The organism is Pseudomonas sp. 05N434 (assembly GCF_056396965.1).
The window spans coordinates 1-21266 of sequence record NZ_JBFTMK010000013.1 but is presented as its reverse complement, the minus strand read 5'-3'; the positions used below and the strand labels follow the sequence as shown (position 1 = coordinate 21266).

The window sequence follows — 21266 nt, the reverse complement described above, 5'->3', positions numbered from 1 at the left end:
AACGATGGAATTCGCTTTCTATTTCGCATCGGGTATCGCTGTTGTGTCCACGCTTCGCGTGATCACCAACACCAATCCCGTGCACGCCCTGCTCTACCTGATCATTTCGCTGATCGCCGTGGCCATGACGTTCTTCGCCCTTGGCGCACCGTTTGCCGGTGTACTGGAAGTGATCGCCTACGCCGGCGCCATCATGGTGCTGTTCGTGTTCGTGGTGATGATGCTGAACCTGGGCCCGGCCTCGGTTCAGCAAGAGCGCGTCTGGCTCAAGCCCGGTATCTGGCTGGGCCCGGTCGTACTCGGCGGCCTGCTGCTGGCTGAACTGCTGTATGTGCTGTTCAGCCACTCCAGCGGCCAGGCCCTCGGCCACACCACCGTAGACGCCAAGGCCGTGGGCATCAGCCTGTTCGGTCCTTACCTGCTGGTGGTCGAACTCGCCTCGATGCTGCTGCTCGCCGCAGCCGTCACGGCGTTCCACTTGTTCCCCCTGATCGGTTTTGTGCTGCTGGCGTTCTCCCGGGGACGCCTCTCGGAAAACCTCTCGGCGCTGATCGGCGTCGGCTCCATCGGCTTGTCGGCGATCGTCGCGGCTTATGTGATCTGGCAATTCAACGTTGCACCGCCCGAGGGTGGCCACTACACCCTGGTGCTGTGGCAATGGATGGCGGTGGAAGGCTTCACGCCGAACTTCGCCCTGTACCTGGATGGTCTGTCCGTGACCATGCTCGGTGTGGTGGTGGGCGTGGGCTTCCTGATCCACCTGTTCGCGTCCTGGTATATGCGCGGTGAAGCCGGTTACTCGCGCTTCTTCGCCTACACCAACCTGTTTATCGCCAGCATGCTGTTCCTGGTCCTGGCCGATAACCTGCTGTTCGTGTACTTCGGCTGGGAAGGCGTGGGCCTGTGCTCGTACCTGTTGATCGGTTTCTACTACAGCAACCGCAACAACGGTAACGCGGCACTCAAAGCCTTCATCGTGACCCGCGTCGGCGACGTGTTCATGGCCATCGGCCTGTTCATCCTGTTCCAGCAACTGGGCACGCTGAATATCCAGGAACTGCTGGTCAAGGCGCCTGAGCACTTCAAGGCCGGTGACTTCTGGATCGTTCTGGCGACCCTGATGCTGCTGGGTGGCGCTGTCGGTAAATCCGCGCAACTGCCGCTGCAAACCTGGCTGGCGGATGCGATGGCCGGCCCTACTCCGGTTTCGGCACTGATCCACGCCGCGACCATGGTAACCGCCGGTGTCTACCTGATCGCCCGTACCCACGGCCTGTTCGCACTGGCGCCGGATATCCTGCACCTGGTAGGTGTCGTGGGTGGCGTAACGCTGGTGCTGGCAGGTTTTGCCGCACTGGTTCAGACCGACATCAAACGTATCCTCGCCTACTCGACCATGAGCCAGATCGGCTACATGTTCCTGGCCCTGGGCGTCGGTGCATGGGATGGCGCGATCTTCCACCTGATGACCCACGCCTTCTTCAAGGCGCTGCTTTTCCTTGCATCCGGTGCGGTGATCGTTGCCTGCCACCACGAGCAGAACATCTTCAAGATGGGCGGCCTGTGGAAGAAACTGCCACTGGCCTACGCCAGCTTCATCGTCGGCGGCGCGGCCCTGGCGGCCTTGCCTCTGGTGACCGCGGGCTTCTACTCCAAGGATGAAATCCTCTGGGAAGCGTTCGCCAGCGGTAACGAAGGCCTGCTGTATGCCGGTCTGGTCGGTGCCTTCATGACCTCGCTGTACACCTTCCGCCTGATCTTCATCACGTTCCACGGTGAAGCGAAGACCGAAGCCCATGCCGGTCACGGCATTGCTCACTGGCTGCCGCTGTCGGTGCTGATCGTACTGTCGACGTTCGTCGGCGCGATGATCGTTCCACCGCTGCACGGTGTGTTGCCGGAAAGCGTCGGCCATGCCGGCGGCGAAGCCAAGCACAGCCTGGAAATCGCTTCGGGCGCCATCGCCCTGTCCGGTATCCTGCTGGCCGCGCTGCTGTTCCTCGGCAAGCGTCGCTTMGTCACGGCCATCGCCAACAGCGGCATCGGCCGCTTCCTTTCGGCCTGGTGGTTCGCTGCCTGGGGCTTCGACTGGATCTACGACAAACTGTTCGTCAAGCCATACCTTGCGATCAGCCACATTCTGCGCAAAGACCCGCTCGACCAGACCATCGGTCTGATCCCGCGTATGGCCAAAGGCGGTCACACCGCCCTGAGCCGCACCGAGACCGGTCAATTGCGTTGGTATGCCGCCTCGATGGCTGCTGGTGCCGTGCTGGTAATCGGCGCCGTCGTGCTGGTAGCGGTCTGACTATGAACCTTGCGAACTTGCGAAAGGAAACGAGCCCGTCATGATTCTGCCATGGCTAATCCTGATCCCCTTCATCGGCGGCCTGCTGTGCTGGATGGGTGAGCGCTTCGGCGCCACCCTCCCCCGCTGGATTGCGCTGATCACCATGTCCCTGCTGCTCTCCCTCGGCCTCTGGCTGTGGGCCAACGGTGACTATTCATTTGCACCAAAACCTGGCGCCGATCCGACCTGGGCGCTTGAGTTCAAACACGTCTGGATCCAGCGCTTCGGCATCAACGTGCACCTGGCCCTCGACGGCCTGTCGCTGTTGATGATCCTGCTGACCGGCCTGCTGGGTGTCCTCTCGGTACTCTGCTCCTGGAAAGAGATTCAGCGTCACGTGGGCTTCTTCCACCTGAACCTGATGTGGATCCTGGGCGGTGTCGTTGGCGTGTTCCTCGCCCTCGACCTGTTCATGTTCTTCTTCTTCTGGGAAATGATGCTGGTGCCGATGTACTTCCTCATCGCGCTCTGGGGTCACAGTTCTTCGGACGGCAAGAAAACCCGGATCTACGCGGCGACCAAGTTCTTCATCTTCACTCAGGCTTCCGGCCTGATCATGTTGGTGGCRATCCTGGGCCTGGTACTGGTCAACTTCAACGACACCGGCGTGATTACCTTCAACTACGCCGATCTGTTGAAAACCAAGATGTCGCAGACCACCGAGTACATCCTGATGCTCGGTTTCTTCATCGCCTTCGCGGTCAAGCTGCCAGTCGTACCGTTCCACTCCTGGTTGCCTGACGCTCACGCCCAGGCACCGACCGCGGGCTCCGTGGACCTGGCCGGCATCTTGCTGAAGACTGCTGCGTACGGCCTGCTGCGTTTCGCCCTGCCACTGTTCCCGAATGCCTCGGCCGAGTTCGCGCCGTTCGCCATGACCCTGGGTCTGATCGGGATCTTCTACGGTGCGTTCCTGGCCTTTGCGCAAACCGACATCAAGCGTCTGATTGCCTTCTCGTCCGTTTCCCACATGGGCTTCGTGTTGATCGGCATCTACTCCGGCAGCCAACTGGCACTGCAGGGCGCGGTCATGCAGATGCTGGCTCACGGTCTGTCGGCCGCGGCACTCTTTATCCTCTCCGGTCAGCTGTACGAGCGCACCCACACCCGCGATATGCGCGAGATGGGTGGCCTGTGGTCGAAGATTGCCTACCTGCCAGCCCTAAGCCTGTTCTTCGCAGCGGCGTCGCTGGGCCTGCCGGCGACCGGTAACTTCGTCGGTGAGTTCCTGATCCTCATCGGCACCTTCGCCAGCGCGCCATGGGTCACCGTGATCGCCACGTCCGGCCTGGTATTCGGTTCGGTCTACTCGCTGATCATGATCCACCGTGCCTACTTCGGCCCGTCGAAATCCGACGCGGTGCTGCATGGCATGGACGGTCGCGAACTGATCATGGTGGTTGGGCTTGCGGCACTGCTGCTTTACATCGGCGTGTACCCGCAACCGTTCCTCGATACCTCTGCCGCGACGATGCATGGCGTGCAGCAGTGGCTCGGCTCCGCCTTCACTCAACTCGCTTCGGCCCGGTAAGAGCGCTATGGAATTCACGACTCAACACTTTATCGCGCTTGCGCCGTTGTTGATCACCAGCGCCACGATCATCGTGGTGATGCTGGCTATCGCGTGGCGCCGCAACCACTCGCAAACCTTCCTGCTGTCGGTGGCAGGTCTTAACCTGGCCTTGCTGTCGATCCTGCCAGCCCTGAAAGTCGCGCCATTGGCCGTGACCCCGTTGCTGCAGATCGACACCTTCGCCTGCCTGTACATGGCGCTGATCCTGGTCGCCACCCTCGCCTGTGTGACCCTCGCCCACGCCTACCTGGGCGATGGCGGTACGGGCTACCCGGGCAACCGTGAAGAACTTTACCTGCTGATCCTGATGTCCGCCGCCGGTGGCCTGGTGTTGGTCAGCGCGCAGCACCTGGCCGGTTTGTTCGTCGGTCTGGAACTGCTCTCGGTACCGGTCTACGGTCTGGTGGCTTACGCCTTCTTCAACAAGCGTTCGCTGGAAGCCGGCATCAAGTACATGGTGCTGTCGGCCGCCGGTTCCGCGTTCCTGTTGTTCGGCATGGCCCTGCTCTACGCCGAAGCCGGCAGCCTGAGCTTCAACGGCATCGGTCAGGCCCTGGCGGCCACCGGCCTGCCTAGCCCGATCGCGCAACTGGGCCTGGGCATGATGCTGATCGGCCTGGCGTTCAAACTGTCGCTGGTACCGTTCCACCTCTGGACCCCGGACGTTTACGAAGGGGCTCCGGCACCGGTGGCAGCGTTCCTGGCCACGGCCTCCAAAGTGGCTGTGTTCGCGGTGATGGTGCGTCTGTTCCAGATCTCGCCAGCGGCGAGCAGTGGCGTGCTGAGCAACGTGCTGACCGTCATCGCCATCGCGTCGATCCTGTTCGGTAACCTGCTGGCACTGACCCAGAGCAACCTCAAGCGTCTGCTGGGTTACTCGTCCATCGCACACTTCGGTTACCTGCTGATCGCCCTGGTGGCGAGCAAGGGCCTGGCCGTGGAAGCCATCGGCGTGTACCTGGTCACCTACGTGATCACCAGCCTCGGCGCGTTCGGTGTGATCACCCTGATGTCCTCGCCGTACAGCGGCCGTGACGCGGATGCCCTGTACGAATACCGTGGCCTGTTCTGGCGCCGTCCGTACCTGACCGCCGTCCTGACCGTGATGATGCTGTCCCTGGCTGGTATCCCGCTGACCGCGGGCTTCATCGGCAAGTTCTACATCATCGCCACCGGCGTCGAGTCGCACCAATGGTGGCTGGTCGGCTCCCTGGTACTGGGCAGCGCCATCGGCGTCTTCTACTACCTGCGTGTGATGGTCACCCTGTACCTGATGGAACCGAACCTGCGTCGCCACGATGCGCAACTGCACTGGGAACAACGTGCAGGCGGCGTGATGCTGCTGGCGATCGCCGTACTGGCGTTCTTCCTCGGCCTGTACCCACAACCGCTGCTGAACCTGGTTCAACAGTCGGGGTTGGCGGGTTGATCGCTTAAGCGATACTCGGTAGAAAACAGAAACGGCACCTTCGGGTGCCGTTTTTGCGTTTGTGGGATTTGTTACCGCTGCCCTCCCCTCCTTCTGCAATCCCCGAAACCTCGCGCAGGAATGTCCGTTTCGTCCTACATCCAGCACTGCGCACTTGGCTCTATCTTGAATGACTGGCTGGATCGATAAATCAACGCGAGAAAGAACAATGAACCGTGACATTGTCGTTCCGTTGGCCGAAGCAAAAAACAATCTGCCCAAACTCGTCGATGATGCAGCAGCCGGACAGATCATCACAATTGCCAAACATGGTCGGGCTCTTGCGCGTCTGGTTCCTGTAGGCAAACCCAGAGGTCAGCGGATCGGAGCGATGAAAGGCAAACTGGTGCTTCCGGAAGACTTTGACACCTCACTGCCTGACGACATGCTCGATGCTTTTGAAGGCGCTCAAGAATGAGGCGTCTCGAAAACCTGGACATTGGTGGCCCTTGCCCCACGTTTCGAGTGCCGTTTTTGCGTTTTGAGATTGGAGCTTTCAGGCGCCAAATTATGCAGTGCTACTCAGGTCGGCCCCGAAGCCATCACAGTTTCTTCACCATAGGAACGCAGGCCAGTTGAAGACCGGAGGGGGAATGGTAAACCGCGGGCTCCTCCCCAATGTAACCACAGCGTCGATAAAAGTCGGCGGCATTCAAAGTCGCATCCAGACGGACTTCCACCAGGCCAAGATCCCGCGCCAGATCTTCGAGAAAGCCCACGATACGCTTACCCAGGCCTCGTTCCATAAAGTCAGGATGTATAAAGATTGCGCCGATTTCGCGGTTCTCCGGATCCAGCATGCCTGTCGCCACAGGCTCACCCTGAACGCACCCCAGATAGAAATATTTTTCCATGAGCACACAGTAACCGTCCTCTGCTGCCCCCGATGTCCAGGTCAGCATTTGCTTCTCGGTATAGGCACCGATGCATTGATGTCGGATGGCTAGCCGCCGTATGTCGAATGCAGTCTGGGCATCGCTTTGGGTAGCTTTTCTAATTTCGAACATTTCACTCTCCATCAGCCATGTGCAGACGGAGAATCAAAAAGCCCCGTCCATCTCTGGCGGGGCTTTGGGTAAGACGTCAAATACCAAGCACGTATGACCTTATGGCCCGCCGGAAGCGGTCATAAAGGAACACATCATGTTCATTCGGCGTCGATCATTCATCGGCAGATAGTGCTGTGGATGATCCGATGAGTCAATCGCGAACGCCCCTTCCCCCCGGCATTACCCGAACAGTCTCACCGGACTGGTCGCTTTGTCCTACAGGCGTTTTTACGGCCGGGGTTTACCTTGAAAACGGGGGACGAAAAGGATGGCATCGAAGCCTTGACCTATTCGATTATCAAGACAACACTATACGCAGGTGACGTACAGAACATGGATGCTCTATTTATCGAATTACCTGCGTTTCAGAAACACCGAGACGATTACCTGGATGACGATCTGTTTCACAGTTTCCAGTTGGAGCTGCTGAAAAACCCCGAAGCGGGCGATCTCATTGAAGGCACGGGCGGGCTGCGAAAAATCCGCTTTTCCGATCAACGTCGCGGTAAAGGCAAGCGTAGCGGGCTTAGGGTGATTTATTACTGGTGGTCAGGTTTCGATCAATTCTGGCTGTTCACCGTGTATAGCAAAAACGAGCAAGACGRCCTGTCGCCTTCCCAGAAAAAACTTTTCAGACAAACGCTGGATAGAGAAATCAACACGAGAACCCACTATGAAACGTGACATTTTTTCCGAACTGATGGAAGGCCTCGAAGCCTTGGCCGACGAGCGCCAAGGCAAGGTCACGCTGCGGACCCACAAGGTCAAGCTGCCGAAACTGGTACCCATCACTGCCGAGGAAGTGGTAGCCATCCGTCAACAGCTCAATCTTTCCCGGTCGGTGTTCGCCATGTATCTGCGCACCAACACCCGAACCCTCGAAAACTGGGAACAAGGACGGGCAACACCAAATGCCCAAGCCACGACACTGATCCGCTTGGTTGAACGCTTTCCGCAAACAATCGAACAACTCGCAGCGCTGACCTGAACGTGCAAGGTTGTCATTCCACGCACATGACGAAATTGTAATTCCCCCATCACCTTAGCGTTATCCGCAGCTTGCAACGATGTCACCCGGCGACCATGCCGGCGGGCCCTTGCCCGCCGAACAATAAAACCCACGCCGAAGCACGTTCCCGTTCTGCCGAACCCAAGGAGTGATTGATGGTTAACAATACAAAAATGTCGATAGCCGCTTTAGCGGTGGTTGTCGGCTCCGGGCCGTCCATGGTGTTGGCGGAAGAAAAACCCGAGGGGTTTATCGAGGGCAGCAGCCTGACGGTGCTCAACCGCAACTTATACTTCAATCGTGATCACCGTGACGGCCAGTCGAGTCCCACCGGCAATGGCTATTCCGAGGCCTGGGCTCACGCGGTCATCAGCAAGTTCGAATCCGGCTTTACCCAAGGCACCGTTGGATTCGGGGTCGATGCGTTTGCGATGATCGGCTTGAAACTCGATACCGGTGACGGGCGCAACGGTGGCCGTAGTTCTTTCGACGTGTTGCCGGTCGACAGCGATGGTCAGGCGCGGGATGAATACACCAAGGTCGGTGGCGCCGCCAAAGTGCGCGCCTTCGATACGGTGGTGAAGGTCGGCGATGTGTTCCCCGCCAACCCGGTGGTTGCGGCGGGTGACTCCCGACTGTTGCCGGAAAGCTTCCGGGGTGTCACGGCCACCAACACCAGTATCGAAGGTCTGTCGGTACAGGGTGGTCGCCTGCATGCGATGAGCCAGCCGGTGTCCAGCGACATGCGCGAAAACTTCGCGACCTTCTACGCCGGTCCAGTCAACTCACCGTGGATCGGCTATTTCGGTGGCGACTATGCACTGAACAAAAACCTCAGTTTCAGCCTGTATTCCAGTCGCCTCAAGGATGCCTGGAATCAGTATTACGCCGGCACCGCATGGACTTATCCGCTGTCGGATGACCTGTCGCTGTTCGGTGGCTTGAACTATTACAAGGCGGTCGACGAAGGCAAACAACTGCTCGGCGAGTTCGACAACAACATCTGGAGCGGCCGTGTCGGGGTGAAACTCGGCGCCCACTCCGTTGCCTTGTCGCACCAGCGCAACAATGGCAACGACGACTTCGATTACCTGCGCCAGTCCGACTCGATCTTCCTCGACAACTCCATCCAGTACAGCGACTTCAACTCGCCCAAGGAACGTTCCTGGATGGTGCGTTACGACCTCGATATGAGCAGCTATGGCGTGTCGGGTTTGTCGTTCATGACTCGTTACGCCCGCGGCACCGACGCCGATTACTCCAACGCCAACGCCGTTTACATGCGCCGCGATGCCGACGGCAACCCACTGACTGACCAGAAGCGCTGGGAGCGCGACATCGAAGTCAAATACGTGGTGCAGAGCGGCTCGCTGAAAGACATGTCTCTTCGTTTGCGCCAGGCCACCACCCGCGCCACGGCGTTTGAGTCGGATCTGGATGAAGTGCGGGTGATTGTCGAGTATCCGCTGGCGATTCTCTGACTTCACGGCTAATGCAAATTCACCTTTAGAAGCTCCTTGCTCCTTTGGTAAGAGGTGAATCTTTTGGCGTCCTTCGGGGCGCCTTTTTTATGCCCGTGAATTGAGCACTGCAGAAGCAGCCTTCGGCGACGCCTACAGGGTCGGCTTCTGTTTCGGGAGGGTTTGGTGTTGGCTTTTTCATGATTTCGGCATTCAGCGTGATGGTTAGAACTGACCCATTCGGTTCCACGCGAAAAGGAGGCAGCTGTACGCAGGTTGGAACCCGGGCCACTGAGCAAAACCCGACAGACTCGAAGTCTCCCGCGCACAGCCGCCATAACGGAGTGCACACATCAAGGTGCGCACGTCATGAAAGGCGCTTTTGCTTTCAGTGGAGCCGCGGGGTTCCAATTCCGATCACTGAATTGGCAGCGACAAACACAGGCTAGAGAGCGGACGTCCGACGGACAACCTGAAAACATTGTGGGAAGCCTCCCTACCTTCGCCATATCTGTTAAACATCCCGAATTGAAATACTCAACGTAGGTTGGAGGCCCTCTGTGCCCTCACCCGCCCTGTCGGCGGCAATCGCCTGCCACGGTGTATTTGATGGTATTGAGTTGGCCCTTTGAATCTTCATAGGTCATGGCAGTCGGCACCACGGAGCAGGCAACTTGCGGTCGCACAACGCTCACCACTTTGACCACATCCAACTTCATCCCGTATTCGTAATCTTTCACCACCGGCGCAGGTTTGCCCTGGTTGGCCGCGTATTGCTGCATGGCTTGGGCGTTGGCACTGAACGCCCTCTCAAACGTCCTGTCACCGCCGCCTTCTGCCAGCGCATTCAACGACATCGCCATCACACCGACGAACGCCATCAACTTAAAAACTTTCATATCCAGTACCTTCAAATCCAGGCTCAAAAAAAAGCCCACCATCGGCCTTCGATGACGGGCTAGTTCAGGTGCGACACGCTTACAAGTCTTTGGTCTTGTCGTCCTTTTTTTCATTCAACACGACGGGGTTACGCGCCTGTTCCTTGGCGACAAACGCCTCCACCGAACGGTCATTGGCCGCCATCATTTTCTCAAAGACTCTGTCGCCGCCACCTTCAGCCAAAACAACAGAAGACATCACCAACGCCGCTGCGAACGCACTCAGTTGTACAAGTTTCATGCTTGATTCCTCGTTTAATWAACTAACGGGATCAAGGTAACAATCCGAACCTTTCGTGACGGTGGCGCGCAAATTACATATCCGTTATGTAACCTGAAAGGCACCTGTGGCGAGGGAGCTTGCTCCCGCTGGGTCGCGAAGCGGCCCCTCCTTCACAAAAAAAGAAGGGGCCTGCTACGCAGTCCAGCGGGAGCAAGCTCCCTCGCCACAGATAGTGGTATGCCTGAAACATTGGCTTATGAGGTGGGACTCCTCTCCTCTTCACCTCGGTGCGCGAGCTGATACAGCGCCGGCAAAATCAGCAGCGTCAGGATGGTCGAAGACAGAATCCCGCCGATCACCACCGTCGCCAACGGTCGCTGCACCTCCGCACCCGTGCCGGTCGCCAAAGCCATGGGAATGAAGCCCAGGGACGCCACCAGCGCCGTCATCAACACCGGGCGCAGACGCGTGAGCGCACCCTCATTGATTGCATCAGCGAGCGAACGCCCCTCCTCCCGCAAATTGCGGATAAACGCGATCATCACCAGACCGTTGAGCACCGCCACCCCCGATAGCGCAATGAAACCAACGCCCGCCGAGATCGACAGCGGAATATCCCGCACCCACAAGGCCATGACGCCCCCGGTCAACGCAAACGGAATCCCGGTGAACACCAGCAAGCCATCCTTGAGGTTGTTGAACATCATGAACAGCAGCCCGAACACCAACAGCAAGGCCACCGGCACCACGATCTGCAAGCGTTTGGCCGCCGACTGCAACTGCTCGAACTGCCCGCCCCAGCCGGTCCAGTAACCCGCCGGAACCTGCACATCGCGCTCAATCACCTCACCGGTCTCTTTAACGAAGGAGCCAATATCGCGCCCACGCACGTTGGCGCTGACGATCACCAGCCGCTTGCCGTTTTCGCGGCTGACCTGATTCGGCCCGAGCACCAGATCAAGGCTGGCGACGTCCTTGAGGGCGATGAAGCCAATCTGATCGGCCGCGCCATTCAAAGGCGCCGGCACCGGAATCAGCAGCGCCGACAAACCTTCGATGTCCTTGCGCATGGCATCGGAAAGGCGCACCACCATGTCGAAACGCCGATCGCCTTCATACAGTGTCCCGGCCTGACGCCCGCCGACCGCCACCGCAATGGTGTCTTGCACGTCACCGACGTTGAGCCCGTAACGCGCCGCCTTGTCGCGGTCGATGTTGATGGTCAGCACCGGCAGGCCAGTGGTTTGCTCGACCTTGACCTCGGACGCGCCGTTGACCTTCTGCATGGCGGCAGCGACCTTCGCCGCCGTAGCGTTGAGCACGTCCATGTCATCCCCGAACACCTTGACCGCCACATCGCTGCGCACGCCGGAGATCAGTTCGTTGAAGCGCAACTGGATCGGCTGCGACAGTTCATAGTTGCTGCCCGGCAGCGTCGCGGCGGCTTGTTGCAGTTCGGCCATCAGGGTCTCGCGGGACTTGCCCGGATCCGGCCACTGCGCCTTCGGCTTGAGCATCACGTAGCTGTCGGAGATGTTCGGCGGCATCGGGTCGGAGGCGATTTCGGCGGTGCCGGTACGGGCGAACACACGCTCGACTTCGGGCACCTTGTTGAGAATCAAGGTCTCCAGACGCTGCTGCATATCCACCGATTGCGTGAGGCTGGTGCCCGGCACGCGCAAGGCTTGCAGGGCAAAATCGCCCTCACTGAGGCTCGGCACAAACTCGCTGCCCATGCGGCTGGTGAGCACGCCGCTGAGCACAATCACAGCCAGCGCCGCCCCAACCGCCATGGCGCGATGGGACATCACCCACGCCAGCGCCGGCGCATAAACGCGACGCGCGCCGCGCATGACCACGCCCTCTTCTTCCTTGACCTTGCCGGTGACAAACAACGCGATGGCCGCCGGCACAAAGGTCACCGACAACAGCATGGCGCCCAACAGCGCGATGACCACGGTGAAGGCCATCGGGTGGAACATTTTCCCTTCGACACCGCTCAGGGCGAAGATCGGCAGGTACACGACCATGATGATCAACTGGCCGAAAATCAGCGGCCGCCGCGCTTCTTTGGCCGCCGCGAATACTTCGTGGAAACGCTCGGAACGGCTCAGCAAACGCCCGTGATGCTGCTGCGCATGGGCCAGCCGTCGCAGGGTGTTTTCGACGATCACCACCGCGCCGTCGACGATGATGCCGAAGTCGAGGGCGCCGAGGCTCATCAGGTTGGCACTGACTTTGTTGGTGAACATGCCGGTGAAGGTGAACAGCATCGACAGCGGAATGACCATCGCGGTGATCAACGCCGCGCGGATGTTGCCCAGGAACAGGAACAGAATCGCGATGACCAGAATCGCCCCTTCCACCAGGTTCTTTTTCACCGTGGCGATGGCCTTGTCCACCAGGTGCGTGCGGTCATACACCGGCACCGCGATCACGCCTTTGGGCAGGGAACGATTGATCTGTTCAAGCCTGGTCGCCACTGCCTGGGAGACCGTTCGGCTGTTTTCGCCGATCAGCATGAACACCGTGCCCAGCACCACTTCGCGACCGTTTTCGGTGGCGGCACCGGTGCGCAGTTCGCGGCCGATGTCCACGGTCGCGACATTCTTGATCCGGATCGGCGTCCCGTCGACATTGGCCATCACGATATTGGCGATGTCGTCAGTGCTCGCCACTTGCCCGGGCGCGCGAATCAGCAGCTGCTCGCCGCTGCGCTCGATGTAACCGGCGCCGACGTTGGCGTTGTTGCGCTCCAGCGCCGTGACCAGATCGGTGAGGGTCAATTTGTAAGCCGCCAGCCGCTTCGGGTCGGGGGCGATCTGGTATTCCTTGGCGAATCCGCCGATGGTGTTGATCTCGGCCACACCGGGCACGTTGCGCAATTGCGGCTTGATGATCCAGTCCTGAATCACCCGCAAATCGGTTGGCGTGTAGGCGGTGCCGTCGTCCTTCAGCGCACCGTCCTGCGCCTCCACCGTCCACAGGAAAATCTCCCCGAGCCCGGTGGAAATCGGCCCCATCAGCGCTTCCGCGCCCTCGGGCAATTGCTCCCTGGCGATCTGCAAGCGCTCGTTGACCAATTGCCGGGCAAAGAACAGATCGGTGCCGTCCTTGAAGATCACCGTGACCTGCGACAGCCCCGAACGCGACAGCGAACGGGTCTGCTCCAGCGCCGGCAAACCGGCCATGGCGGTTTCAATCGGGAAGGTGATGCGCTGCTCGGTTTCCAGCGGCGAGAACCCGGCCGCGCCGGTGTTGATTTGCACCTGGACGTTGGTGATGTCGGGCACGGCGTCGATCGGCAGTTTTTGGTAACTGGCGATGCCGAGGCCGGCCATGAGGAGAACGGCGAGCAGCACGATGATGCGCTGCTCGATGGCAAACTGGATCAGGCGTTCGAACATGAGAACCTTCCGGTCGAGGTTGACGGATCAGTGGGAGCCTTCAATGAGAGTGCTCGGCCGAGGCTTTGCCCAATTCCGATTTGAGGACGAAGCTGCCGGCACTGGCGACTTGCACGCCCGGTTCCAGACCTTGGGTGACTTCCACCAGACCGGCCGCGCGACTGCCCAGCTCCACCGCTTGCGCMTTGAAGCCGTCATCGGTGCGCACGAACACCGTGGGTTTGTCCTCGACGGTCTGGATCGCGGTTTCAGGTACGGCGACCCTGGCTTGGCGACTGTCGGTCGCCACCAGCGCGGTGACGAACAGGCCGGGGCGCCACGAGCCTTGCGGATTTTCCAGGGCCACGCGGACCGTTGCAGTGCGGGTCTGTTCACCGAGCAAACTGCCGACGTAGGCCACGGTGCCGGCGACTTCAGCGTTGAGTTCCGGGGCGCTGACGGTGACCGGTTTGCCCACTTGTACCTTGGTCAGCTCCTTGGGCGAAACGCCGAACGTCACCCACACCCGCGACAGGTCGGAGAGGGTAAAAGCCGCCGAGGTTTCATCGACCACCTCCCCCGGCGTCAGGTGTTTTTCCACCACCACACCGTCGAACGGCGCACGCAGTTCATAGCGATTGCCGCCGGTGGCGACCACGCTGCCGCTGAGCACGCTGATTTTTTGCCGGGCATTGGTCAGGGCAATTTCGGCTTCTTCCAATGCCTGGCGTGCCTGAAGGAAATCCTGCTCGGCGGAGATCTTGTCCTGCCACAGTTTTTTCTCGCGTTCGTAGGTGGTGCGCGCCAAGGTCAGGCGCCGCTGCGCGGCAGCCTGTTCGCTGCGCTGATCAGAGATCTGCTGACTGGCGATCACCGCCAGCAACTGGCCCTTCTTCACCGGCTGCCCAAGATTGACCGATACCGACTCGACCACCCCGGGCACCCGAGGCACCACGTGCGCGGTACGGTCCTCGTCAAAGCGCACTTCGCCGGGGAACGGCAAGCCGAGGCTGATGTTCTGCGCCCGCGCTTCGGCCAGTTGAATGCCCGCCGCTGCGATCTGTTCGGTGCTCAGCTCCAGGTGCCCTTCTTCTGTATGTTCACCGTTGGCTGCTGTGCCTTCTTCAGCGTGACCGGCGTGTTCCGCCGCTTCATCGGCGTGAGCGTCGATGGACGCATTTCCCGGCCACATCGAGCCAATACCAATGCCCAGCGCCAACGTCGCCGCAGCCACCACGATCAGTTTTTTTTCCATGGAAACTCCTCTGCGCCATACCATCGCGCAGTGATTTGAAAGATGAAATTCAAGGGCTGACGGTGAGGTCGCCGAAGATGCGTTCGATGCGTACTCGCGCGTCCGTCGCCTCGCTGACGGCCTGGATGTATTGGCTGCGTGCGCTGATCAGGGTGCGCTGGGCGTCGAGCACATCGAGGAAGCCGAACTTGCCCATTTCGAAACCGCGTGTGGCGCTGTCGACCGCACTTTGCGCGGCGGGCAGGATGGTCTGGTTGAACGCTTCGACTTCGCCATTGGCGGTCTGCCATTGCTCAAGGGTGGTCTGGATTTCCGTGCGCAAACGCAGCTCGGTGGCGTTGCGCAGGTCCCGCGCCTGATCGCTGCGCCGGGCTGCCGCCAGCACGTTGCCCTGATTGCGGTTGAACAGCGGAATCGGCAGCGACAGCCCGACCACGTTGACCCGCTCGCGCTCGGTTGCGCTGTATTGACTGCCAATGCTCACGGTCAGATCGGGAATGCGTTGCGACTTTTCCAGACCCAATGAGGCTTCGCGCTGATCGATCTGCAATTTGGCCAGACGCAGCTCGGCGGTCTCGTTCAGGCGCTCCAGCAATCGACTTGCCGATGGCACGGTGGGCATGCTTTGCGCGGCCGCTTGCACGGTGGTCGAGGTTGGCCACGGTGCGCCCATGACCTGCGCCAATTGCTGGTAGGCGTTGGCCCGATCGCGTTCGGCGCGGCTCAGTTCCAGGCGCACTTCGGAGAGTTGCACGTGCGCCCGGGTGCCTTCGACTGGCGATGATTTGCCGGCCTCGATGCGTCCTTGGGCGATGCGCAAACCGTGTTCGGCCAGTTGCAGCGACTGGCGGGACAACTGCAAGCGTTGTTGCGCGGTCCGGGCGCTGTTGAACGCCTGAATCACATCGGCGCGCAAGGCATTGCGCTTGCGCTCCCACTCGATCCCGGCGGCGTCCTGCGCGCGGCTGGCGACGTCGATCCGTGCACTACGTTTGCCGCCCAGTTCGATCGGTTGGCTGAGCATCACCGTGGTGGTTCGCGAATCGCGCCGGGTGTCTTCGGCCTCCCACGACACTTCGGGGTTGGGGATCAGACCGGCCTGTTTGCGCTCACCCTCGGCGATGCCGATTTCCCACTGCGCAGCCGCCAGATCCGGGTTACCGGCAAATGCCGTTTGCAGGGCTTGATCGAGGGTCAGGGTGGATGCATGCACAAGCCCCGTGCCGGCCAGCCACACAACGCTGGCCGTCACTGTCCTCGCTGTTTTTTTCAGGCGTGCTCGCGCCGTCCGTTCTTTTAAACCGGGCAATGGAAGACTTCCTTTATTCAAGAATCTTTGATGCCGCCACGGTAGGGTTTTGAACTTATCGGCAAGGTGACTGGAACATTACAAATCCGTCATCCACGGTTTATGGAAGTTGTTTTGATCTAGGATGCGAAGTGCGAAAGGCGACATAGCAATACATGGAAACAAATACACGGTAGTTATCTGCCAAACAGCACTTGCCTGAATGTGGCGCATGGGCATTCGGGCTTGCCTGCTGCGACAGGCTGTCGCAGACGACCCTATTAAGGGCTCAAGACCCAGCATTTCAGTTGACCCTGTAGCCACTACAGCCTTTACCTTGCACGCCATCACACAGGGAAACCGCCGTAGGAAACCAGCAACTCACAATCTCTAGTCGTTATTCAAATCCGTCCGGAAGCCCCTACAAAAACAACAACTTTCCTGGCCACCTTAATTAAATATCCATTAAATAAAAGTGGTGATAGATCATGCGAATCCTTGTCGTCGAGGACGAGCTTAAAGCTGCCGAATACTTGCATCAGGGACTGACGGAAAGTGGTTATATCGTTGACCACGCGGCCACTGGCGCCGATGGACTGCATCTGGCGCAACAGCAGGCATATGACCTGGTGATCCTGGATGTGAACCTGCCGGAACTCGATGGCTGGGGCGTGCTGGAGCAATTGCGTCGCACCCATTCCACCCGGGTGATGATGCTCACCGCGCGCGGGCGTCTGGCCGACAAGATTCGTGGTCTGGATCTGGGTGCCGACGATTATCTGGTCAAGCCATTCGAGTTTCCGGAATTGCTGGCGCGGGTGCGCACGCTGATGCGCCGCAGCGAAAACATCCCGGTGCCGCAGGTGCTCAAAGTCGCCGACCTGGAACTTGATCCGGGCCGTCATCGCGCCTTTCGCGGCGAGCAGCGCATCGACCTGACCACCAAGGAGTTCGCCCTGCTGCATCTGCTGATGCGCCAGTCCGGGGAAGTACTGACCCGCACCCAGATCATTTCGCTGGTGTGGGACATGAATTTCGACTGCGACACCAACGTGGTCGAAGTGTCGATCCGGCGTTTGCGGGCGAAGATCGACGACCCGTTCGACAGCAAACTGATCCACACCCTGCGCGGTGTCGGCTATGTGCTGGAGGCGCGGGAATGAAGCCGGCCAGCCTGTCGATGCGCCTGGGCCTGACGGTGAGTATTCTCGGCGCGCTACTGGTGGTGTTCCTGGCGATCCTTGCCTACTTTGCCCTGACCCATGAGTTGAACGCGTTATCCAGAAACAGCCTGGCCCAGAAGGTGGAACAGGTGGAACACAGCCTGTCGCTGTACGCCGATGCCGCAGAAATTCGTTCGGCGCCGCACATTCTGCTCGATCAGGTCATGGGCCATGACAACCTCACCCTGACGATTTATGACCGCAGTAACTTGCGCACGCCGCTGTTGAAATCCGGCTCCGGCATGGCCGACCCGCGCCTTGAACGCAAGGCAGTACTGGCTGCCGACGAACCACTGGCGTTCTCCGACGGCACCGACGATCAAGGCAAGCGCTACCTGACCGCTTCTCGGTTGGTCCGCATCAAGGACGGCACCCGCGTCCCGGTGCTGCTGTCGATGGACGATGCCCACAATCAGGCGTTGCTCAGCGCCTATCTGCGCTCGACGCTGATTGCTTTGCCGTTGCTGCTGATCTTCATCGGCCTCAGTGCCTGGGCCGCCGTACAGCGGGGGCTGATGCCGTTGCGCGAGTTTCGCAAAGTGGCGGCGATGGTCTCGACGCAAGACCTCGGCCATCGGCTGTCGGTGCTCGACATGCCCCAGGAACTCAGTGAGCTGGCCCAGGGGATCAACGTCATGCTGGATCGCCTCGACAATGGTGTGCAGCAGTTGTCGCAGTTCTCCGATGACCTGGCCCATGAACTGCGCACGCCGATCAACAATCTGATGGGCAAGGCACAGGTGACGCTGTCCCGGGAACGCACGGCCGAGGCGTACAAAAACGTCTTGGTGTCCTGCACCGAAGAGCTGGAGCGTGTTGCGCGGATTGTCTCGGACATGCTGTTTCTGGCGCAGGCCAGTAACCCCGCAGCGCTCACATCTTTCGAGTCGGTCGCCCTGGAAGAAGAAGTCGAAAAAGTGGCCGACCTGTTTTCCTTGTCGGCGCAAGACAAGCGCATCAGCCTGAGCGTGACCGGCAGCGCGCGCGTGCTGGGCGACCGGCTGATGATTCAACGGGCGATCTCGAACCTGCTGTCCAACGCCCTGCGCCACTGTCCGGCCGGGCAAACGGTTTCGCTGCACATTGAGCAAGAGGCGACACAGGTTGCACTGGAAGTCAGCAACCCCGGCGCGGGCATCGAAGCGCAGCATCTGCCGCACCTGTTCGACCGCTTTTACCGGGTCGACAGCAGCCGCTCCCGCTCACAAGGCAGCACCGGACTGGGCCTGGCCATCGTGCGCTCGATCATGAGCCTGCATCAGGGGGTGGCACAGGTTAAAAGCTCGCCTGGGACGTTGACGGTGTTTCGATTGGGATTTCCCACCCCCGATGAATAGATGCCCAGTCATTCAACCTGCATTTTTTCTGAAACGCCTTCATACGCGATAGGAAAAATCGTCGCGCGAAGAACCCTGAAGAGCCACAAAAGTCAGTCATCACGATTTCGCACCTCCATGCAGCTGAAATTTCCGACAAGTGCATGCGTCGAAATCGTTGGGGCGGGTATGTCCCGCAATACCGTCCCATTCAACACCCGCCGATGCGTCACGAAAAAAATCGTCAAGCCGACAATTGATGTGTACGTATTTCAACACCCCTTGAATATGGTTTTTGAAACTTCCTGTCATTTTTGACCGAGCCAATACCTGCCTTATACATTTGCTCCGTGCTCGATACAGCACATCCAATGTCTAACAAAAAGAGAGTTTAATCATGGGTTATATGGGTAACTGGAACGCCAACAAAGTGATCGACCTTGAACAACAGGAAGCGCCTACGCCAGAGCAGGTTGAAGAACTGCAACTGACTGRGGCTGAACAGTCCGAACTGGAAGCCGTATAAAAAACGGGGGGCCGGCGCCCCCCGTTTCTCGAGGGAGCGAACAATGGGTTTCACACTAGCCGAACGAGAACTCACCCTGGAGCAAGCTGAACAGCGGATTCACGCTGAACTTGATGGCTTGGGCCTGCGTGTCGACACCCGCACACTGGGTCAGCAGATTGTCGCGGTCCATGCCTCTGCCAGCTCCAGCGATCAGCACCACACCGCCAGGGGATCAGGTAAAGGCTACCCGCGCCACGCCCGTGTCGGTGCACTTTACGAAATGCTGGAACACTATTTAAGTGACCACTTGGATACATCCGACATTCACTATGTAGCCCCGCGCTATTTTTCCGACACATCACTATTTACTGACGACACTGCCCTGGCACTTATCGCCGAACAACCCAATGCCATAACAGCCTGCCGACAGTATACGAATGTTCTAAAGCACACTTCATTTACATACCCGGTCGCTTTATGCACACCCGGTTATTCACGACGAACACCGATACAAGACACAACCAACTATGGCGCACTGCAACGTTATGCCAGTAATAGCGGAACCGCTATTGGCGCAACTTACAACGAGGCGGTTTTGCATGCTGCCAATGAATGTATTGAGCGCGATGCGGTTTCGTTGTTCTTGCTGGAGCATTTTTACTACGAAAACCACGCGCCCCTGCGCCGCGTCGCACGCATGTCCGATCACGACGAGCTGGGTCGGCTGTGGCTGGACGCCGAAGCGGAGATCGGTGCCGAGATCGTCCTTGTCGACATCAGCACCGAATTCCTGCCGCGAACCTTTCTGGCCTTTTCAGCCGCGCCATGCACTCACCCGCGAGTCTTCGGCACCGGTTGCTCGATCGATGCCAGGCATGGCGCATGGCGAGCACTTACCGAACTGGTTCAGTTACATCTTTGGTCCTCGGAGCCTGAACTGAGAGACTATCTGAGCAACGCTCAGCGGCATCTGACGGCCTTTCCTCGCCTGTTGCGCTGCCTGCGATTCGATCTGCATCCGCTGTTGAACCTGTGCGAGCAACAAACGGTAGTCTTGCCCGATGCTCGTGATGAACGACCATTGGCCGAGCAAATCAGCTTGCTGGCCGAAGACCTGCATCGGTATGGGCGCACGCTGGGCATTGCACCGCTTCACCAGACCGCCCTCGGCACCACGCTGGTCAATGTCGTCATTCCGGGGCTGGAGCGATTTTTCGTAGTCTCCAGCGGCAACGTGGTTATCCCGCAGGCGCGGGGACGGCGCTTGGAAAGGCGACATGGAGCGCCGGCATGAACGCTCGATCGGCAACGACTGCCCTCCATCGAGAACAGCGCTTGGCTCAATCCTTCGTCCGTCATGTGGCATCCCCTGGCAAACTCGATCGTTACATCGAGCCCTTGGGGCCGGGGCTCCATCAGCTCTTCGTTCTGCGCGTGAATGGCTGCGACTGGGTGGGCCGAAAAGTCCTGCAACACACTGACACTGACGGCTGGCATATCAACAGCCTGCTCAGGCCCTGGATGTTGCTCGGACCGCTCGCTGAGTGGCATTGGGGCAATGAAGGTGCAGAGATCTATTTTCGAGGAGTTACCCGACAAGAAAAGGAAACGGCTTTCCACGTTGCGCAGACTAAACCGGACAGCGAGGTGTGTTTCCCGCTTCCTGTCACTGATGACACGGGCCTGGAGTTTGTTTGCCCGCCCGAATACTGGCAGTGCAATGAATCGCTCGCCAAGCAACTGGATGCCGACGAAAGCCACTTTCGCCAGCATTGCGCAACGTTACTCAAGACGATATCGAGTCCCGGCGCGGTGATCCATGATCCGGCGTGCTCGACTGGGGAATTCATTGCGCACCTGGCCCGCGAACTCCCCGACCGACATTGCCTGGGCTCCGATCGTTCGGCGTCGATGATCGAACATGCAAAAAATCGTCATGGCACCTCATCTGCCGAATTTTATCTGGCCGATGCCCGAAACATTGCCTCTGCCGGCATCAAATGTGATGTGCTGATACTGCGTTTCCTCAATGCCGAAGTCATGACTCGCGCCGATGCGCAGCAGACATTGCACGATATGGCACCGTGCGTGAATCCGGGAGGCACGATTATCGTTTTCGGCCATACGCCGGTACTGATTTCCGTTCCCTACATGGCCCAGATCCTGAAACTGCAGGTGATTTCCAGTGTAGCGGCCCGCCCCGGGCACACGGAGCTGTTC

General features: G+C 59.3%; 18 protein-coding genes. 12 read left to right on the top strand and 6 right to left on the bottom strand.

Annotated elements, in window-relative coordinates; translation table 11 throughout:
• The first annotated feature begins 4 nt into the window (after window positions 1-4).
• The 4 genes from nuoL (at window position 5) to AC1DLB_RS01685 (ending at window position 5809) form a co-directional block, all read left to right on the top strand.
• Complete coding sequence (gene nuoL, locus AC1DLB_RS01700) at window positions 5-2308, top strand: NADH-quinone oxidoreductase subunit L (RefSeq protein WP_477784522.1); 2304 nt, start codon at window positions 5-7, stop codon at window positions 2306-2308.
• A 40-nt stretch (window positions 2309-2348) separates the two neighbouring features.
• A complete protein-coding gene (gene nuoM, locus AC1DLB_RS01695; protein WP_018925506.1) occupies window positions 2349-3881 on the top strand; it encodes an NADH-quinone oxidoreductase subunit M in 1533 nt (510 codons plus the stop codon).
• 7 nt (window positions 3882-3888) lie between these two features.
• Entirely contained in the window at window positions 3889-5352 is a 1464-nt protein-coding gene (gene nuoN, locus AC1DLB_RS01690) for an NADH-quinone oxidoreductase subunit NuoN (protein WP_018925505.1), read from the top strand.
• A gap of 169 nt (window positions 5353-5521) precedes the next feature.
• Entirely contained in the window at window positions 5522-5809 is a 288-nt protein-coding gene (locus AC1DLB_RS01685) for a type II toxin-antitoxin system Phd/YefM family antitoxin (RefSeq protein WP_477784521.1), read from the top strand.
• Window positions 5810-5933: 124 nt separating this feature from the next.
• Here the strand turns inward: AC1DLB_RS01685 and AC1DLB_RS01680 are convergent, their stop codons facing one another.
• Window positions 5934-6398, bottom strand: coding sequence for a GNAT family N-acetyltransferase (locus AC1DLB_RS01680; RefSeq protein WP_258612365.1), 465 nt, complete (start codon window positions 6396-6398; stop codon window positions 5934-5936).
• A 375-nt stretch (window positions 6399-6773) separates the two neighbouring features.
• Between AC1DLB_RS01680 and AC1DLB_RS01675 the strand changes: the two genes are divergently transcribed.
• The 3 genes from AC1DLB_RS01675 (at window position 6774) to AC1DLB_RS01665 (ending at window position 8930) form a co-directional block, all read left to right on the top strand.
• Window positions 6774-7124 carry a toxin gene (locus AC1DLB_RS01675; RefSeq protein WP_477784526.1) on the top strand — a complete coding sequence of 117 codons (351 nt, stop codon included), beginning with the start codon at window positions 6774-6776 and terminating at the stop codon, window positions 7122-7124.
• Entirely contained in the window at window positions 7114-7428 is a 315-nt protein-coding gene (locus tag AC1DLB_RS01670; protein WP_007940887.1) for a helix-turn-helix domain-containing protein, read from the top strand. The genes AC1DLB_RS01675 and AC1DLB_RS01670 overlap by 11 nt, the downstream gene beginning before the upstream one ends.
• Before the next feature lie 176 nt (window positions 7429-7604).
• Window positions 7605-8930: an OprD family porin gene (locus AC1DLB_RS01665; protein WP_138867905.1), complete on the top strand. Its 1326-nt coding sequence runs from the start codon at window positions 7605-7607 to the stop codon at window positions 8928-8930.
• Between the two features lie 545 nt (window positions 8931-9475).
• Here the strand turns inward: AC1DLB_RS01665 and AC1DLB_RS01660 are convergent.
• The 5 genes from AC1DLB_RS01660 to AC1DLB_RS01640 form a co-directional block, all read right to left on the bottom strand.
• Window positions 9476-9808, bottom strand: a complete 333-nt coding sequence (locus AC1DLB_RS01660) for a DUF2790 domain-containing protein (protein ID WP_086945151.1) — start codon at window positions 9806-9808, stop codon at window positions 9476-9478.
• Between the two features lie 79 nt (window positions 9809-9887).
• A complete protein-coding gene (locus tag AC1DLB_RS01655) occupies window positions 9888-10088 on the bottom strand; it encodes a co-regulatory protein PtrA N-terminal domain-containing protein (protein ID WP_413695366.1) in 201 nt (66 codons plus the stop codon).
• Window positions 10089-10324: 236 nt separating this feature from the next.
• Window positions 10325-13477 carry a CusA/CzcA family heavy metal efflux RND transporter gene (locus tag AC1DLB_RS01650; protein ID WP_477743706.1) on the bottom strand — a complete coding sequence of 1051 codons (3153 nt, stop codon included), beginning with the start codon at window positions 13475-13477 and terminating at the stop codon, window positions 10325-10327.
• Window positions 13478-13517: 40 nt separating this feature from the next.
• Entirely contained in the window at window positions 13518-14711 is a 1194-nt protein-coding gene (locus tag AC1DLB_RS01645) for an efflux RND transporter periplasmic adaptor subunit (protein WP_477784520.1), read from the bottom strand.
• Window positions 14712-14760: 49 nt separating this feature from the next.
• A complete protein-coding gene (locus tag AC1DLB_RS01640; RefSeq protein WP_477743708.1) occupies window positions 14761-16020 on the bottom strand; it encodes a TolC family protein in 1260 nt (419 codons plus the stop codon).
• Window positions 16021-16487: 467 nt separating this feature from the next.
• Here AC1DLB_RS01640 and AC1DLB_RS01635 point away from each other — a divergent pair, with 467 nt between their 5' ends.
• The 5 genes from AC1DLB_RS01635 to AC1DLB_RS01615 all read left to right on the top strand — a co-directional run.
• Window positions 16488-17162 carry a heavy metal response regulator transcription factor gene (locus AC1DLB_RS01635; RefSeq protein WP_007940896.1) on the top strand — a complete coding sequence of 225 codons (675 nt, stop codon included), beginning with the start codon at window positions 16488-16490 and terminating at the stop codon, window positions 17160-17162.
• Window positions 17159-18559 (top strand): heavy metal sensor histidine kinase, encoded by a 1401-nt coding sequence (locus tag AC1DLB_RS01630; RefSeq protein ID WP_086944992.1) that lies wholly within the window; start codon window positions 17159-17161, stop codon window positions 18557-18559. The genes AC1DLB_RS01635 and AC1DLB_RS01630 overlap by 4 nt, the downstream gene beginning before the upstream one ends.
• 376 nt (window positions 18560-18935) lie before the next feature.
• Window positions 18936-19064: a hypothetical protein gene (locus AC1DLB_RS01625; RefSeq protein WP_477784519.1), complete on the top strand. Its 129-nt coding sequence runs from the start codon at window positions 18936-18938 to the stop codon at window positions 19062-19064.
• 43 nt (window positions 19065-19107) lie between these two features.
• Complete coding sequence (locus tag AC1DLB_RS01620) at window positions 19108-20340, top strand: YcaO-like family protein (protein ID WP_477743709.1); 1233 nt, start codon at window positions 19108-19110, stop codon at window positions 20338-20340.
• A partial coding sequence (locus tag AC1DLB_RS01615; protein ID WP_477784518.1) for a class I SAM-dependent methyltransferase occupies window positions 20337-21266 on the top strand: 930 nt, incomplete at its 3' end. The genes AC1DLB_RS01620 and AC1DLB_RS01615, both read left to right, overlap by 4 nt.

Excerpts from the sequence above, each read along its gene's own strand:
- AC1DLB_RS01650 (WP_477743706.1), bottom strand. The coding sequence starts at position 13,477 with ATGTTCGAACGCCTGATCCAGTTTGCCATCGAGCAGCGCATCATCGTG.
- AC1DLB_RS01630 (WP_086944992.1), top strand. The coding sequence starts at position 17,159 with ATGAAGCCGGCCAGCCTGTCGATGCGCCTGGGCCTGACGGTGAGTATT.
- AC1DLB_RS01685 (WP_477784521.1), top strand. The coding sequence starts at position 5,522 with ATGACTGGCTGGATCGATAAATCAACGCGAGAAAGAACAATGAACCGT.
- AC1DLB_RS01660 (WP_086945151.1), bottom strand. The coding sequence starts at position 9,808 with ATGAAAGTTTTTAAGTTGATGGCGTTCGTCGGTGTGATGGCGATGTCG.
- AC1DLB_RS01635 (WP_007940896.1), top strand. The coding sequence starts at position 16,488 with ATGCGAATCCTTGTCGTCGAGGACGAGCTTAAAGCTGCCGAATACTTG.
- AC1DLB_RS01670 (WP_007940887.1), top strand. The coding sequence starts at position 7,114 with ATGAAACGTGACATTTTTTCCGAACTGATGGAAGGCCTCGAAGCCTTG.
- AC1DLB_RS01655 (WP_413695366.1), bottom strand. The coding sequence starts at position 10,088 with ATGAAACTTGTACAACTGAGTGCGTTCGCAGCGGCGTTGGTGATGTCT.
- AC1DLB_RS01680 (WP_258612365.1), bottom strand. The coding sequence starts at position 6,398 with ATGTTCGAAATTAGAAAAGCTACCCAAAGCGATGCCCAGACTGCATTC.
- AC1DLB_RS01620 (WP_477743709.1), top strand. The coding sequence starts at position 19,108 with ATGGGTTTCACACTAGCCGAACGAGAACTCACCCTGGAGCAAGCTGAA.
- nuoN (WP_018925505.1), top strand. The coding sequence starts at position 3,889 with ATGGAATTCACGACTCAACACTTTATCGCGCTTGCGCCGTTGTTGATC.
- AC1DLB_RS01665 (WP_138867905.1), top strand. The coding sequence starts at position 7,605 with ATGGTTAACAATACAAAAATGTCGATAGCCGCTTTAGCGGTGGTTGTC.